Below are 16,124 nucleotides of genomic sequence, written 5' to 3' on the forward strand. Positions count from 1 at the left end.
CGACCGTGCTCCCGGTGGACATCCGCCGTTCACGAATAGCGGTGTCCACCGGGGTGTGCCGGGTCAGGCTCGCCGCCAGGCCGCCCAGTGCTGCACCGGGTTGCCGCCGAGCCGGACAAAGCCGTACGCCGTGCCGTCCCAGTCGTCGGCCTGGCCGGGTGCCCAGCGGGCGAACACCACCTGCGCCGCGGCCGGCGGCTGCTGGTCGCCGAACCAGCGCACGTCCGTCCAGGTCACCTGGTGGCTGAGGTTGAACCGCATGACGTAGTGCACGCCGGTCGAGGCCCACACCCGCTCGCCGGGGCGTACGCCGATGTCGGCCACCCGGGGCGTCGGCGCGGTGCTCGTGACGGTCGGCCGCACGAGCCGTTGGTCGATCACCTGCATGGTGACGAGGTTGACCACGACGAGTACGCCGAGCATCGGCAACCGCAGCCGGGGCACCAGGACGGCCGCGACGAGCAGCAGACAGCCGGCGATACCGACCAGCGACCCGACCACCGGCCGCATCTCGCGCCAGCCGCCGGTCAACGCCACCAGATCCGGCGCGCTGAAGCCGCCGTAGCGCAGCCGGTGGCCCTGGCTGGCGACGTAGGCGAGCCGGACGGCGACCAGCGCTCCGCCGCCCACCAGCAGGGCCACCGCGACGGCCGCCCGGCGCAGCACCGCCCGGCGTCCGGCGGTGAACAGCACCCCGAGCCCGACCAGCAGCCAGAACGGCGCCAGCATCTGCACGTAGCGGCCGTAGATCGCGTCCAGCGGTTTGCCGGTGATGCCGGCCAGGATCACCGACGCACCGCCGGCAACCCCGACGGTCACCACCAACGCCACGCCCATCGTCCAGCGGGCGGCGTCGCCGTGCCGTGGGCGCCACAGTTCGCGGACGGCGGCGGCCCAGGCCACCCCCGCCATCCCGAACGTGATCACCACGAGGTACCAGAGCTGAGTGGCGACGGCCGCGCTGACGCGCACCACACCCTGGGCGGAGGCGACCGCCTCGACCGTGCCCCCGCCGGGAGTGCTGCCGAGCAGGTAGACCTTGCCGCCGAGGTAGCGGATGGCGGCCTCGTTGACCAGCGCCATGGCGAGCACCGGCAACAGCGCCGCGAGCACCGTGGCCGGGCTGATCCGGCGGCGGATGAACAGCAGCAGGACCAGCCCGGCGTGCACCGCCACGATCACCAGGCCGCGGGAGTGCAGCAGATGGAACCCGCCGACCAGCAGGCCGACGGTGGCGGCGGCGAGCGGGCCGGGCCGCTCGATCCAGCGGTGCACGGCGAGCAGCCAGGCGACCACCAGCGGCGCCATCACCGTGTCGATCATGGCGATGCCAGCGTAGAAGGCGGTGGCCGGCAGGGTCGCCGCCGCGACCGCACCGAGCAGGGCGTACGACCGACGCAGTCGGAGCAGGCGCCGACCGAGCAGGTACGCCAGCGGCAGCAGCGCCGAGTTCACCATCGCGTTGATCAGCTGGACGATCCGGTAGCTGTCGGTGAAGTCCCGGTCCCCGAGGAACGCCGGCGAGATCAGCATCGGGTAGCCGACCCGGCGCAGCAGGTCGTTCTCGCTGCTGAAGCCGCCCGGCCCACCGGCCAGCGCACGCGCGGTGTTCAGGTAGCTGTCCTCGTCGGTGTGCGCGATCGGCAGCACGATGTGCCGGGACAACCACATCCGCCAGGCCACGCTGAGGACCCAACCGACGACGAGCAGCAGCGGCAGCAGCCAGCGCCGCGCGGGTGCGGGGCCCCGCGTCTCGGCCGCAACCGCCGGCCGTTCGATCACGTCGCTACCGGATGCCATCAACGCCTCCAGAATTGCCGGCCGGACCGGGCCCGCGCGGACCCGGCGGGCACGTCGGCCCGCACCGGTGACGCTCGGGGGTGACCCGCTCGCACCGAGCTGGTGCGGATGTCGGGTGAACGCGGGAGCCGACCGCGCACAGGGCAGCCGGGTCGCTCGCGCGGTCACTGTAGCGGCCCGATCCAGCCTGGTCAGGCCCGTTACGGGCGGACCGAAAGTGTTTGCCTACGCGGTGTTCGGCATTCACAGGAGCAGGGGTTGTGGTTAACCCGCGAGCGTCTACCCGTTAACCCGCCATGGCTAGCGTCTCACCCCGGTCGGCCGGCCGAGGGCCGCCCGTTCATCCACGATCACGGGAGCACCAAATTGAGTGAGTTGAATGGATCGTCCATTCTGATCACCGGGGGAACGGGTTCCTTCGGCAGGACCTTCCTCCGGCACATCCTCACCGAGGCCGACCCCGCCCGCGTGGTGGTGTTCTCCCGCGACGAGCTCAAGCAGTACGAGCTGCGCCAGCAGCTCGGCGACGACCCGCGGCTGCGCTGGTTCATCGGCGACATCCGGGACCGGCACCGCCTCACCCGGGCCATGCACGGCGTGGACCACGTGGTGCACGCCGCCGCCCTCAAGCAGGTGGACACCGCGGAGTACAACCCCTCCGAGTACATCGCCACCAACATCACCGGCTCCCAGCACGTCGTCGACGCGGCGATCGAGGCCGGCGTCAAGAAGGTCATCGCCCTCTCGACCGACAAGGCGTCCAGCCCGATCAACCTGTACGGCGCGACGAAGCTGGTCGGCGACAAGCTGTTCGTCTCGGCCAACCACTACGCCGCCCAGCACCCCACCCGGTTCGCCGTGGTGCGCTACGGCAACGTGGTGGGCAGCCGTGGTTCCGTCGTCCCGCTGTTCCGCCGGCTGGCCGCCGAGGGCAAGAGCCTGCCGATCACCGACAAGCGGATGACCCGCTTCTGGATCACGCTCGACCAGGCCGTGCAGTTCGTCATGGACTCGTTCGACCAGATGCAGGGTGGCGAGCTGTTCGTGCCGCGCATCCCGAGCATGCGCATCCTCGACCTGGTCGAGGCCGTGGCCCCGGACGCCACCACCCACGAGATCGGCATCCGGCCGGGCGAGAAGCTGCACGAGGAGATGATCGCGCCCGACGACAGCCGCCGGACGCTGCGCGCCGACGGCCGGTTCATCGTCCAGCCGACCATCGCCACCTGGGGCTACCAGCCGCCGGTCGACTGCGACCCGGTGCCGGACGGCTTCGCCTACCAGTCGGACACCAACGACGAGTGGCTCACCGTCGAGCAGTTGCGCGACATGCTCGGCATTGCCGCATGACGGGGATGCTCCCGTACGGCCGGCACTCGGTCACCGAGGACGACATCGCGGCCGTGGCCGGTGTGCTGCGCGGCGACTGGCTCACTACCGGGCCTCAGGTGGACGCGTTCGAGGCCGATCTCGCCCGGTGGACCGGCGGGGTCGGTGTCACCAGCGTCTCCAACGGCACCGCCGCGCTGCAGGTGGCGTACGCCGCCGCCGGGGTGGGCCCGGGCGACGAGGTGGTGGTCCCGCCGATGACGTTCGTGGCGACCGCCAGCAGCGCGGCCGCCCTCGGCGCGAAGATCGTGTTCGCCGACGTCGAGGACGAGACCTTCTGCCTCGACCCGGCGGCGGCAGCCGCCGCGGTCACCTCGCGGACCAAGGTCGTCGCCGCGGTCGACTACGCCGGCCACCCGGCCGACTACGACGCGCTGCGCACGTCGATGGTGGGCAGCGACGCGTTGCTCCTCGCCGACGCGGCGCACTCCATCGGCGGGACGTACCACGGCCGGCCGGTGGGCTCGCTCGCCGACCTGACCACCTTCTCGTTCTTTCCCACGAAGAACCTGACCACCGCCGAGGGTGGCGCGGTCGCCGCACGGGACCCGCAGGTCCTGGAGCGTGCCCGTCGGTTCCGCAGCGTCGGAGTAATCCGGGAGCGCGACGAGTTCCGCTTCCCGGACGAGGGCGGCTGGTACTACGAGGTCCACGAGTTCGGGCTGAACTACCGGCTGCCGGATGTGCTCTGCGCCCTGGGCCGCAGCCAACTGCGTCGGCTCGGCGAGTTCATGGCCCGCCGGAGGACCCTGGTCGCCCGCTACAACGAGGCACTGGCCGACCTGGACGGCGTGCTGCCGCCGACCCGTAGGTCGTGGGCCGACCCGGCCTGGCACCTCTACCCGATCCGGGTGCTCGACGGGCGTCGCCGCGAGGTGTACGACCGGATGCGGGCAGCCGGCATCGGCGTTCAGGTCAACTACATCCCGGTGCACTGGCACCCGGTCTTCGCCGACCTGGGCTACCGACGCGGATCCTGCCCGGTGGCCGAGTCGTTCTACTCCCAGCAGCTGTCGCTGCCGCTCTACCCGGGACTCAGCGACGCCGACCAGGATCGCGTCATCGACGCGCTGACCGCGGCCCTGCGGTTCGGCGCGGTGCGTTCCGCCGCCTGATGGGAACCTGATGCACCACGCCAACCACTTCTACGGCCACGCGCACGTGCTGGCCCGCTACGCCGGCCTCGGCGACCGGCACCCACCGCGGATCAACGGGTACGTGCAGCACGGCTGGAACATCGGCGACGGCCTGGCCCCCGGTCACCCGTACGCCGAGCGCACCCCCAGCCTGCTCTGGTCCGAGCAGACCCGCCGCCGGGCCTGGTCGGTGGGTCGACGCAACGTGGTCGTGATCGGCGCGCCGTTCAGCTACCTGCTGGCCATGCGACCCGAGGAACCACCGGCGCAGGAGCGGGAGGGCACCATCTGGTACCCGTTCCACGGGTGGGAGGGCCAGCACGTCAAGGGCGACCACCGGGAGCTGATCGCCCGCATCCGCGACACCGAGCCAGGCCCGGTCACGGTCTGCCTCTACTGGCACGAGTACGGCATGCGCCACGTCCGCCGGCTCTACGAGCGCGCGGGGTTCCGGGTGATCTGCCACGGCTACCGGGGGCACTGGTGGAAGGACACCGACCCGGAGTTCCTCGACAAGCAACTGACCGAGCTGCGCCAGCATCGCCGGGTGGCATCCAACCGGCTGACCAGCGCCATCTTCTACGGCATCGCGGCGGGGTGCGAACCGGCGGTCTACGGCGACCCGATGATCCTGTCCAATGAGGATCCGACCTTCGGCGGCACCGCCCGGATCCGACGGCAGTGGCCGGAGCTGCACGGCGCCGCCGTCGACCTGCCCACCGCGGTCCAGATCGCCCGCGCCGAGCTGGGCACCGACCACCGCTGCACGCCAGCCGAGCTGCGCGAGCTGCTCGGTTGGGCGAACCTCCAGGAGGAAGAGGAAGACCGTGACGACTGAGACGGCACCCGCCGGCCGGATCACCCTGCCGGGCGGCGAGATGCTGGCCTGGTCAGACCTGCCGCAGGAACGGTTGGCCGACGGTGGACCCCTCGCCGCGCTGGCCGCACGGCTCGTACCGCCCGGCGCCCGGGTCCTGGTGGCCGGGCCGCACGACCCGGCGCTGCTCGACCAACTCGCCCACGCCGAGGTGACCTGCCTGCTGCGCAGCCACCCGGACGCGGTTGCGGTGGCCCAGCGGTCCGCCCACGTCGTGGTGGGTGGCCCAGCCGGGCTGCCCGACGACGAGACGTACGACGTGGTGATCGCCGGTGCCGGGCTGGACCCGGTGGAGTCGGTCGAGGGCACCCGGCTCGGCTGGGACGGTGTGCTGGCGCGACTGGTCGCCACGGTGCGGCCGGGTGGCACGTTGCTGCTGCGCCTGGACAACCCACTCGGCCTGCACCGCCTGGTCGCCACCACCCCCTGGTACGCCAGCCGGGACGATTCCGCCTGGGCGATCGGCGGCGTGCTGGACCGCGCCCACCCGGCCAACCGGGACCAGTTGCGCGAGCGGCTCACCAGGGCGGGGCTGCGGTCGGTCGCGTGCTGGGCCGCGTACCCCGATGCCAGCACCCCGACGGCGCTGCTCGACGCCCACCACCTCGACCGGGACGTCGGCTCCGGCCTGTTCGACGCGGTGCTGCACGGCGCGTGCGCCGGAGGTTCCACCACCGCGACCGTGCTCCAGGACCCGGCCCGGCTGGCGGTGGACGCGCTGCACGCCGGACGCGCCGCCGACCTCGCACCGGGCTGGCTGATGCTCGCCCACCGGCCCGCCGACCCCGCGAACCCGACCACACCGGCCGCCGGCGGCGACCTGCCGGTGGCACTGGTGCAGACCGGGCAGCCCGGGATCGGCGTGCTGGAGGTGCTCCACGGTCCGTCGGGTTGGCGCTGGGGGCTCACCGCGGCCACCGGCGCGACCGTGCCGCCCGCCGCGCCGTTCGCCAGCCGCGAGGCCGCGTACCGGGACGCGGACGCGCTGTCCGGGCCGGTGCCGTCCGGCCGACTGCTGCGTACCCTGCTGCTCGACGCGGCCCTGCGCCGCGACCTGGCGACCCTGCGCACGCTGCTGCACGGCTACGCGGGCTGGCTCGCCGACCAGGCCGACAGCGACGGCCGGATCGCGGGCGCGGCGGCGCTGGCCGGCACCGACAACGTGGTGGTCGACGGCGCGCGTTACACGGTGCTCGACCCGAGCTGGCGGGCCACCGTCGCGCTGCCCGCCGACGTGGTGCTGGCCCGCGGGCTGTGGCGCTTCGCGGCGGGCCTGCTCACCGGCGGGTACGCCCACCCGTGGTCGTCCACCCTCGACGTCGCGGGCCTGACCGTGGTGCTCGGTGGCCTCGCCGGGCACGACCTGGACCGCACGACCGTCGCCGAGGCGGTGGAGGCCGAGGCGGCCATTGCCGCCGCGCTGCACGGGCTGAAACCCGACGGCAGGGTCGCCCTCGCCACCGAACTGCACGCCGTCGTACCGACCGACCCGCCGGTCGGTACGCACAGCTACCAGCAGCTGCGCGAGGCGTGGCTGCGCCAGCGCGAGGAACTCACCCGACTGACGGCACTGACGGCGTGGACCGAGGAACTGCTCACCTCGCGGGAACGGGCGCTGCGCCGGGCCGAGGCGAAGATCGGCCTGCTCAGCGGATCGCTCAGCTACCGTGTCGGCCGGCTCGCCATCACCCCGGCCCGGCTGGCCAAGCGGGGTGCCCGCGCCGCCAAGCGCCGGGCCACCGCGGCGCTCGCCCCGAAGCAGGAGGAACAGCAGTGACCGGCGTACCCGTGCCCGGGATGGCCCCGACGGAGGACGCGGGGCCACGGATCGTCGGCATCGTGCAGGCGCGGATGGGCTCGTCGCGGCTGCCCGGCAAGGTGCTCCGCCCGCTCGCCGGGCGTTCCGTACTCGGTCGGGTGGTGCGCGCCGCCCGCGACAGCGGCGTCCTGGCCGACCTGGTGGTCGCCACCAGCACGGACGCGGTCGACGACGCCGTGGTGGCCGAGTGCGAGCGGCTGGGCGTGCCGTGCCACCGAGGGCCGGTCGACGACGTACTGGGCCGATTCGTGGGCGCTCTCACGGCCCACCCAGGGGACGCGGTCATGCGGTTCACCGCCGACTGCCCGCTGCTCGACCCGGAGATCATCACTCTGGTCGCGTCGGTGTACCGGGCGGTCCCCGGGCTGGACTACGCGAGCACCTCGATCGCCCGCACCCTGCCCCGAGGGCTGGACGTCGAGATCATCCGAGCGGAGACGCTGCGCACCCTGGACCGGCTCGCCACCGACCACCACCGGGTGCACGTGACCTCGTACGCGTACACCCATCCGGAGCTGTTCCGGGTGCTCGGCGTGACACTCACCCCGGACCGCTCCGCGCTGCGGCTGACCCTCGACACCGAGCAGGACTGGGCGCTGGTCAGCGCGGTCATCGACCACTTCGGTGACATCAGCGTGCCACTGGCCAAGCTTGCCGACTGGCTGGACGGCCAGCCCCGGCTGCGCGCGCTCAACGTCGGCGTGCGACAGAAACAGCTGGAGGAGTCCTGAGCACCCTTCGGGTCGGGTTGCGCTGCGACGCCGGGCCGCAGCGCGGCGTCGGCCACCTCGTCCGCTGCCTGGCGCTCGCCGAGGAGTTCCTCGCCCGTGGCGCCCACGTCGCCGTGTTCGGCACCGTCGAACGGCTCGACTGGGCCACGGAGGAGCTGACCGCGCGCGGAATCCCCCTGCACCCAGGCCCGGACTCGCCGGCCGGGCTGGTCGAGGCAGCCCGCCGACACGAACTGGACGTGCTGGTCCTCGACTCCTACGAGCTGGACCCGGCCGGGGCGGGCGCCCTGCGCGCCGCCGGCGTGTTCACCCTCGCCGTGATCGACGGGGACAGCCGAGGCCAGGTCGCGGACCTCTACCTCGACCAGAACTTCGGAGCGGAGCTCCCGGGGCTGCCCGGACGGCTGCTCGCCGGCAGCGGGTACGCCCTGCTGCGCGACTCCGTGATCACCGCCCGACCACCGGTCCCCCCGCCCACCACGGCGGTCAGCCGACCCCGGGTGCTGGCCTTCTTCGGCGGCACCGACGCGATCGGCGCGGCCCCGGTCCTGACCCGGGTGCTGGTGGCCACCGGCCATCCGATGGACCTCACGGTCATCGTCGGCCGACCCGAGATCGAAGCCGACGTCGAGGACATCACGCCCGGCCGTGGGCAGATCATCCGGCCGGTCCCGCCCACCACCTCGCTACCGGAACTGATCACCGAAGCCGACCTGGTGGTCAGCGCCGCAGGCACGTCCACCTGGGAACTCTGCTGCCTCGGCGCACCCGCCGCGCTGGTCTGCGTGGTCGACAACCAACGCGAGTCGTACACCCGGGTGGTGCGCCACGGCCTGGCCGCCGACCTCGGCGAGTTGCCGGAGCTGACCGCCGGCGGAGTCGCCGGACGAGCCGCCCGCGCGACGGCGGCGCGCACCCTGCACGGGCTGCTCGGCTCGCCGCAGCGGCGCGCGACGCTGGCCGCGCAAGCCTGGTCCACCGTCGACGGGCAGGGAAGGGCACGGGTCGTGGACGCGGTATTCGACGCCGTACGCCCCGCCGGCGTACGCGGCTGACGCTGTCGCACGCGAGCGACGCCGCGCCCGCCGCGCGCGCCGCGCCCGCCATGGTCACGCTCGATCCTGGAAATAGTCCCCTCGATCGCGCGGGATGCCACTACATCCAGGATCGAGCACGATCTTGAGGGATGCGCGTGGCACAGGCATAGCACGGGTGTACGAAAGTGCTGCTAGGGTGGCCGCATGACGCAGGCCGCCTACCAGCCGTCGATGCTCGACCTGGCCGACGCCGGGCCGACCCTGGGGCCACTGCCCGGCCAGATCCGGCGACACCAGCTCAGCCGGGGCGCCTGGGTCGACCACCTCCCCGGCTGGGTGCGCGGCTCCGACACCGTCCTCGACACCCTGCTCACCGAGGTGCCCTGGCGTGCCGAGCGGCGCACCATGTACGACACCGAGGTCGACGTGCCCCGCCTGCTCTGCTGGTATGGCGGCGACCGGCAACTCCCCCACCCCGTGCTCACCACGGCACGAGCGGAGCTGACCCGGCACTACGCGCCCGAGCTGGGCGAGCCCTTCGTCACCGCCGGCATGTGCCTCTACCGTTCCGGACGGGACAGCGTCGCCTGGCACGGCGACACCATCGGCCGCTCGGCACACACCGACACCATCGTCGCGATCGTCTCCTTCGGAGCACCCCGACCACTGCTGCTGCGCCCCCGCGGCGGCGGCGACAGCCTGCGCTTCCCCGTGGGCCACGGCGACCTGATCGTGATGGGCGGCTCCTGCCAACGCACCTGGGAACATGCCATCCCGAAAACCACCCGCCCGGTAGGCCCCCGAGTAAGCGTCCAGTTCCGCCCCATAAACGTCGCCTGATCCCCACCGCCCCACCAAGTTGATCATGAAGTTATTGCCGGAAACTCCCGTGTGTCGCGGCAATAAACTTCATGATCAACGAGGGCGGCCGGGCGGGACCGGTCCCCGGGTGGGGGCGGGGGGTTAGTCGCGTTCGATCAGGTGGCCTACCACCGTTGGGCCGAGCATCACCGCGAAGCCGGAGCCGTCGCGGCGTGGGTCCGCCGTGGGCAGCTCTACCGGGTCGCCGGTGCCGGTCGCGCCGACTGGGCGCGGACCCACCCAGGCGACCGCCACGTCCGTCTCACCCTTGAGGAAGCGGTGCGCGCGCACGCCGCCGGTCGCCCGGCCCTTCACCGGGTACGCCTTGAACGGCGTCACCTTGACCGTCGCCCCGGTGGAGGTGACCACCATCGGCTCGCCATGCCCCGGGTCGTCGGTGCGGACCGCGCCGAAGAACGCCACCCGCGCTCCAGCGGGCAGGTTGATCCCAGCCATGCCACCGCCCTTGAGGCCCTGCGGACGGACCAGCGCTGCGGGGAAGCGCAACAGCGACGCCTCGGAGGTGACGAAGGTCAGCGTCTCGGCGCCGTCGGCCAGCCAGGTCGCCCCGACCACCTCGTCACCGTCGCGCAGACCGATCACCTCGAACTCGTCGGAGCGCACCGGCCACTCCGGCGCACAGATCTTCACCATGCCCTGCCGGGTGCCCAGCGCCAGCCCCGGTGAGCCCTCCGCCTGCCCGCCCAGCGGAGCCAGACCAACGACGGTCTCCCCCGTCGCCAACGGCACCAGCTCGGCCGCGGACATACCGCCCCGCAGCGACACCGTGCCGGCCTGCTCGGGCAGCACCGGCAGCGGCAGAACGTCGACCTTGAAGGCCCGACCGGCACTGGTCAGCAGCAACACCCGACCACGGGCGGTGGAGTGCGCGATCGCGCGTACCGTGTCGTGTTTGACCCGACCGTTGCGCCGGCGCCCCTCGGCGCTCTCCTCCGACTCGGCCGCGGTGCGCGCGACCAACCCGGTCGCGGAGAGAATCACCTGGCACGGGTCGTCGGCGACCTCCAGCGGACCGGCCGGCATGGACGCGGCCAGCACCTCCTTCAGATCGCCGTCGACCAGCGTCGTACGCCGCTCGGTGCTGAACTGCTTGACCACGGCCGCCAACTCGTCGGAGACCAGCTTCTTGAGCACCCGCTCGTCGTCGAGGATCGTGCTCAGCTCGGCGATCTCGGCACGCAGCCGCTCCTGCTCTGCCTCCAGCTCGATCCGGTCGAACTTGGTCAACCGGCGCAGCGGAGTGTCCAGAATGTAGGTGGCCTGGATGTCGGAGAGGCCGAACCGGCTCATCAGCCCGTCCTTCGCGGCCTGCGCGTCGTCGCTGCCCCGGATCAGCCGGACCACCTCGTCGATGTCCAGCAGAGCGATCAGCAGACCGTCGACGAGGTGCAGCCGTTCCTGGCGCTTGCGACGACGGTACGAGGTACGTCGGGTGACCACCTCGTACCGGTGGGCCAGGAAGACCTCCAGCAGCGCCTTCAGCCCGAGCGTGCGCGGCTGCCCGTCGACCAGGACCAGGTTGTTGACGCCGAACGACTGCTCCAGCGGGGTCAGCCGGTAGAGGTCGGCGAGCAGCGCCTGCGGGTTGACCCCCACCTTGCACTCGACGACGAGTCGGGTGCCGCTCTCCCGGTCGGTGAGGTCCTTGACGTCGGCGATGCCGGTCAGCCGCTTGGTCTTGGTGACCTCGTTGGTGATCGCCGCGATGACCTTCTCCGCGCCGACACCGTAGGGCAGCTCGACCACGGTGATCGCCTGACGACCCCGGCTGCCCTCGATCGGGCCGATCTCCACCTTGCCGCGCATCCGCACCACGCCGCGCCCGGTCTCGTACGCCCGGCGCACCTCGTCCAGGCCGAGCAGCACCCCACCGGTGGGCAGGTCGGGGCCGGGGACGAACTCCATGAGTTTGTCCAGAGTGGCGTCCGGGTGGTTGATCAGCCAGCGGGCTGCCTGGACGACCTCGGCCAGGTTGTGCGGGATCATGTTGGTGGCCATCCCGACCGCGATCCCGGACGCGCCGTTGACCAGCAGGTTGGGGAAGGCGGCCGGCAGCACGGTCGGCTGGGTCAGCGACCCGTCGTAGTTGGGCTCGACGTCGACGGTGTCCTCGCCCAGCTCACCGACGAGCAGCATCGCCTCGCGGGACATCCGAGCTTCGGTATATCTCGATGCTGCCGGTCCATCATCTGGGGATCCGAAATTTCCATGCCCGTCGATGAGTGGCACGTTGAGCGAGAAGTCCTGCGCGAGGCGGACCATAGCGTCATAGATCGCCGTATCACCGTGCGGATGGTACTTTCCCATTGTATCGCCGACAATTCGGGCAGACTTCACGTGCCCACGATCCGGCCGGTAGCCCTGCTCGTACATCGACCAGAGGATGCGCCGGTGCACGGGCTTGAGACCGTCACGGGCGTCGGGCAGGGCACGGGAGTGGATGACCGAGAACGCGTACTCCAGGTAGGAGTCGGAGACCTCGGTGACCAGCGGGTTGTCGAAGACCCGCGCGCCGGCCTGGTCGAACGAGGAGAGATCGACCTTGTTTTCCTTACGGCGTGCCATGACTCAGCTATCCCCTTGAACGAGACCGGTGCTCATGCGTCGATCGCATCCCGGTCGACCCGGTCGGCGGAGTCGATGAGCCAGTTGCGGCGCGGCTCGACCTTCTCCCCCATCAGCAGTTCGAGGATCCGCTCGGCGGCGTCGACGTCGTCGAGGGTGATCCGGCGGACGGCTCGGGTGGCCGGGTTCATCGTGGTGTCCCACAACTCGTCGGCGTCCATCTCACCGAGGCCCTTGAAGCGTGGGATGGGCGTGACGATCTGCTTGCCGGACTTCTCCAGCTTGCGGACCGTCGCCTCCATCTCGGCCTGGGTGTAGGTGTAGACCGTTTGCGGGTTACGCCCCTTGGTGGTGATCTTGTGCAGGGGCGGCATCGCGGCGTACAGCCGACCGGCCTCGATCAACGGGCGCATGTACCGCGCGAAGAGGGTGATCAGCAGCGTACGGATGTGCGCGCCGTCCACGTCGGCGTCGGCCATGATCAGCACCCGACCGTAGCGCAGCGAGGAGAGATCGAACGTACGCCCCGAGCCGGCCCCGAGGACCTGGACGATCGCCGCGCACTCGACATTGTCCAGAACCTGCTGGAGGTTGGCCTTCTGCACGTTGAGGATCTTGCCCCGGATCGGCAGCAACGCCTGGTATTCCGAGGAACGGGCCATCCGGCTCGTTCCGAGGGCGCTGTCGCCCTCGACGATGAACAGCTCGCTTCGGTCGATGCCGGTGGCCCGGCAGTCGACCAGCTTCGGCGGCATGGACGCGCCCTCCAGGGCGGTCTTGCGCCGGGCGGCGTCCTTCTGCTGCTTCTGGGTGAGTCGCACCCGGGCCGCGTCGACGATCTTCTGCAGGACGGTGCGCGCCTCGGCCTTGGTGCGCTTGTCCTCCAGCCAGGCCTTGATGTGCGCGTCGACCAGGGTCTGGATGACCTTGGTGATGCCGGTGGTGGAGAGCTCGTCCTTGGTCTGCGAGGTGAACTGCGGCTCGGGGATCCGCACGTGCACCACCGCGGTCATCCCCTCCAGGACGTCGTCGAGGGTGGGCGGTTCCTCCTTGGCCTTGAGCAGGCCGCGGGTGTTGCGGATCGCGTCGGCGAGGGTGCGGACGAGGGCCCGCTCGAAGCCCTTGCGGTGGGTGCCGCCGTGCGCGTTGCGGATGGTGTTGGTGAAGCACTCGACGGTGCGCTCGTAGCCGGTGCCCCACCGGAACGCCACCTCGACCTCGGCGCGCCGTTGCACGTTGGACTGCATGACACCGTTGGCGTCGGCGGCGTTCTCCCGGTAGGTCCCCTCGCCGTTGACCAGCAGGGTGCCGGAGACCGGCCGGTCGCCGGCCGGTGCGAGGAACTCCACCATGTCGCTGAGCCCGTTGGGGTAGTGGAACCGCTCCTCGGTGGGCGCCTCGCCGGTCAGGTCACGCAGCAGGTAGGTCACGCCGGGGACGAGGAAGGCGGTGTTGCGCAGCTTCGTGCGGACCGCTTCGACGTCGAGCGCGGCACCGGTCTCGAAGTATCGGGCGTCGTGCCACCAGCGGATCGAGGTGCCGGTGCGTTGGCCGCGCTTCATCGCACCGACGACCTGCAGCCCGGGGCCGGCGGTGAAGGGCGCGTCCGGCCCGTCGCCGTCGAAGATGCCCGGGACGCCGTGCCGGAAGGACATCGCGTGGATCTTGCCGGCCCGACGGACGGTCACGTCGAACCGGTGGGACAGCGCGTTGACCGCCGAGGCGCCGACACCGTGCAGGCCGCCGGAGGTCTTGTAGCCGGAGCCGCCGAACTTGCCGCCGGCGTGCAGCCGGGTGAGCACCAGCTCGACGCCGGAGATGCCGGATTTGGCGTGCACGTCGGTCGGGATGCCCCGGCCGTCGTCGTCGACGCGCACCGAGCCGTCGGCGTGCAGCGTCACCTCGACGCTGCCGGCGTGACCGGCGACACCCTCGTCGGTGGAGTTGTCGAGGATCTCGTTGACGAGGTGACCCACGCCACGGCTGTCGGTGGAACCGATGTACATGCCGGGCCGCTTGCGGACAGCGTCCAGCCCCTCAAGGTGCGTGAGGTCATCGGCCCCGTACAGGGTGTCAGGCTCTGCGGTCAACTGGTCGTACTCCCCGGTCTCGGCGGTGTGCAGCCGGTCACCGGCGACATCAGCCGGCGTGGCGCGCCGCAGCGAGCCTAGCCCGAGGCTCGGACAACTCCCGGAGGACCTACGCGACCCGCCGCGCGTCAGCCCTCGAACGTGAGCCAGAAAACAGTACGCCGGGGGCCGGAGCAGCCTCGACACCGTCCTACGCCCCGCTGATGATCACCGCGGGTCACGCCGGGGAGATCCAAGCGTGGCAGCAGGTGCCGGATCCGGTCGTACCGACGGGTTTCAGCAGCAGGACGCGGAGCGCCGGCAAGTCGAACGCGTTGCGGTGGCACCCGGGCCCGGAGGTCCGCGTGCGTGTCTTTCATCGAACGATGGTGTTACGGGCCATTGACGCCCGTCGCACGGAGGTGATGTGATCTCGCTCTCAGAGAATCTTTCATCTTTCGATGGATGGGAGTCCCATGCCCAAATTCCGGCGTACCGCGCTCGCCGCGGCACTCACGATCGCCATGGCCGCGCTGTCGACCGCCGTCGCGCTGCCCGCACCCGCGACCGCCGCACTGCCCACCGCCGCGGTGGCGCTCGGAGACAGCTTCATCAGCGGGGAGGGCGCCGGGGCGTACACCCCGGTGGTCGACGTCAACGGTGTCGCCCAGGGCTTCCCCGGCTGGACGGCGGCCAACAACAACGCGTACTTCTGCCACCGTTCGGCGAACGCCTCGCTGAACAAGGCCAACCTGCCGGGCATTCAGAACCGGTTCAACCTGGCCTGCTCCGGCGGCCAGCCACACGACATCGCCAACGCCTCGCAGGCGCGGACCAACGGCCGCACCGTGGCCGCGCAGCTCGCCCAGCTCCGCGCCGTCGCGCAGACCCAGGACATCGACCTGGTGCTGATCGGCCTGGGGTCCAACAACAGCTCGTTCACCTTCGGCAGCGTCGCGGAGAAGTGCGCCAATCGGTTCATCGCCGACGCCTGGACCGGCTGGTGGGAGTTCTGGGCGTACCTGGGCGGCCCGGTGGAGCAGAAGCCGTGCACCGACGCCGACTTGGCCACCCCCGCGCAGGTCAGCGCCGCGACCGCGGAGACCACCGCCGCGGTACGCCAGTTGCTGACCACCCTCGACGAGGTGGACGCGGACGGGCAACACCGGGTGGTCTTCCAGGACTACACGAACCCGCTGCCGTTTGACCTGAACCCGGCGTTCCACACCGAGGACAGCCGGGACGACACCCGGGACAAGTTCCGCGACCTCGGGGCCGAGCGGTACGCGGCCGGTTGCCCGATCCACCGGGCCAGCCTCGCCCCCGGGCACCGTTTCTCGCAGGGTCTGGGCACCATCGTGAAGACCACCCGGGACACGCTGGCCGCCGAGTTCCCCGCCGACGACCTGGTCTACCTGAACGTGCAGCGGGCCTTCGACGGCGCCCGGCTCTGCGAGTCGACGACCAGCCCGACGGGCTCGCTGGCCACCCCGATCCGCTTGCAGGATGGCGCGACCGGCACCTTCGTCACGAGCCTCTCCGGCAAGGACAAGATCGACATTCAGCGGATCGCCAACACCTGCGTCAGCTACTTCCAGACCTGCCAGGAGTCGTGGCACCCGAACGCCACCGGGCACCAGGTGCTCGGCCAGTGCCTGGCCGGCGCGGCCGTCACCAGCGCACGGTCGGTGGCCTGTGTCCGGGCCAGCAACGGGACGATCTCCGTCTCCTGACCCGGGTCGCCCTTCGGAGGGCTCCGCCACCCGGCGGGGCCCTCCGTCGCGTCCGACCTCACCTGCGGATACCCGTCGGTAACCTC

Annotated in this window: 11 protein-coding genes; 8 read left to right on the forward strand and 3 right to left on the reverse strand. The window is 71.5% G+C overall.

What is annotated here, in order from left to right; genetic code table 11:
- Window positions 1-63 precede the first annotated feature (63 nt).
- Window positions 64-1,800, reverse strand: a complete 1,737-nt coding sequence (locus ABZS37_RS06790; protein WP_355166266.1) for a hypothetical protein — start codon at window positions 1,798-1,800, stop codon at window positions 64-66.
- Between the two features lie 366 nt (window positions 1,801-2,166).
- Here ABZS37_RS06790 and pseB point away from each other — a divergent pair, with 366 nt between their 5' ends.
- From pseB to ABZS37_RS06825, 7 genes are all read left to right on the forward strand, one after another.
- Window positions 2,167-3,150, forward strand: a complete 984-nt coding sequence (pseB, locus tag ABZS37_RS06795; protein WP_355166268.1) for a UDP-N-acetylglucosamine 4,6-dehydratase (inverting) — start codon at window positions 2,167-2,169, stop codon at window positions 3,148-3,150.
- A complete protein-coding gene (locus tag ABZS37_RS06800; protein WP_355166270.1) occupies window positions 3,147-4,304 on the forward strand; it encodes an aminotransferase class I/II-fold pyridoxal phosphate-dependent enzyme in 1,158 nt (385 codons plus the stop codon). The genes pseB and ABZS37_RS06800 overlap by 4 nt, the downstream gene beginning before the upstream one ends.
- Before the next feature lie 10 nt (window positions 4,305-4,314).
- Window positions 4,315-5,163: a hypothetical protein gene (locus tag ABZS37_RS06805; RefSeq protein WP_355166272.1), complete on the forward strand. Its 849-nt coding sequence runs from the start codon at window positions 4,315-4,317 to the stop codon at window positions 5,161-5,163.
- Complete coding sequence (locus tag ABZS37_RS06810) at window positions 5,153-6,979, forward strand: class I SAM-dependent methyltransferase (protein WP_355166274.1); 1,827 nt, start codon at window positions 5,153-5,155, stop codon at window positions 6,977-6,979. Before ABZS37_RS06805 ends, ABZS37_RS06810 begins: the two co-directional genes overlap by 11 nt.
- A 20-nt stretch (window positions 6,980-6,999) precedes the next feature.
- A complete protein-coding gene (locus ABZS37_RS06815; RefSeq protein WP_355166528.1) occupies window positions 7,000-7,752 on the forward strand; it encodes a glycosyltransferase family protein in 753 nt (250 codons plus the stop codon).
- On the forward strand, window positions 7,749-8,807 hold the full coding sequence (locus tag ABZS37_RS06820) for a glycosyltransferase (RefSeq protein WP_355166530.1): 1,059 nt from the start codon (window positions 7,749-7,751) through the stop codon (window positions 8,805-8,807). The genes ABZS37_RS06815 and ABZS37_RS06820 overlap by 4 nt, the downstream gene beginning before the upstream one ends.
- A gap of 186 nt (window positions 8,808-8,993) precedes the next feature.
- Window positions 8,994-9,629, forward strand: a complete 636-nt coding sequence (locus ABZS37_RS06825; RefSeq protein ID WP_355166276.1) for an alpha-ketoglutarate-dependent dioxygenase AlkB — start codon at window positions 8,994-8,996, stop codon at window positions 9,627-9,629.
- Window positions 9,630-9,752: 123 nt separating this feature from the next.
- Here ABZS37_RS06825 and ABZS37_RS06830 read toward each other — a convergent pair whose 3' ends face one another.
- Both ABZS37_RS06830 and ABZS37_RS06835 read right to left on the reverse strand, forming a co-directional pair.
- Window positions 9,753-12,236: a DNA topoisomerase IV subunit A gene (locus tag ABZS37_RS06830; protein WP_355166278.1), complete on the reverse strand. Its 2,484-nt coding sequence runs from the start codon at window positions 12,234-12,236 to the stop codon at window positions 9,753-9,755.
- Between the two features lie 32 nt (window positions 12,237-12,268).
- On the reverse strand, window positions 12,269-14,398 hold the full coding sequence (locus ABZS37_RS06835; RefSeq protein WP_355166532.1) for a DNA topoisomerase IV subunit B: 2,130 nt from the start codon (window positions 14,396-14,398) through the stop codon (window positions 12,269-12,271).
- Window positions 14,399-14,781: 383 nt separating this feature from the next.
- On the opposite strand from ABZS37_RS06835, the gene ABZS37_RS06840 reads away from it, so the two are divergent.
- On the forward strand, window positions 14,782-16,038 hold the full coding sequence (locus ABZS37_RS06840; RefSeq protein ID WP_355166280.1) for a hypothetical protein: 1,257 nt from the start codon (window positions 14,782-14,784) through the stop codon (window positions 16,036-16,038).
- Window positions 16,039-16,124: the final 86 nt, after the last annotated feature.

It is taken from the genome of Micromonospora sp. NPDC005413 (assembly GCF_040606435.1).
Taxonomy (GTDB): Bacteria; Actinomycetota; Actinomycetes; order Mycobacteriales; family Micromonosporaceae; genus Micromonospora.

Excerpts from the sequence above, each read along its gene's own strand:
- ABZS37_RS06825 (WP_355166276.1), top strand. The coding sequence starts at position 8,994 with ATGACGCAGGCCGCCTACCAGCCGTCGATGCTCGACCTGGCCGACGCC.
- ABZS37_RS06830 (WP_355166278.1), bottom strand. The coding sequence starts at position 12,236 with ATGGCACGCCGTAAGGAAAACAAGGTCGATCTCTCCTCGTTCGACCAG.
- ABZS37_RS06815 (WP_355166528.1), top strand. The coding sequence starts at position 7,000 with ATGGCCCCGACGGAGGACGCGGGGCCACGGATCGTCGGCATCGTGCAG.
- ABZS37_RS06805 (WP_355166272.1), top strand. The coding sequence starts at position 4,315 with ATGCACCACGCCAACCACTTCTACGGCCACGCGCACGTGCTGGCCCGC.
- ABZS37_RS06840 (WP_355166280.1), top strand. The coding sequence starts at position 14,782 with ATGCCCAAATTCCGGCGTACCGCGCTCGCCGCGGCACTCACGATCGCC.
- ABZS37_RS06790 (WP_355166266.1), bottom strand. The coding sequence starts at position 1,800 with ATGGCATCCGGTAGCGACGTGATCGAACGGCCGGCGGTTGCGGCCGAG.
- ABZS37_RS06800 (WP_355166270.1), top strand. The coding sequence starts at position 3,147 with ATGACGGGGATGCTCCCGTACGGCCGGCACTCGGTCACCGAGGACGAC.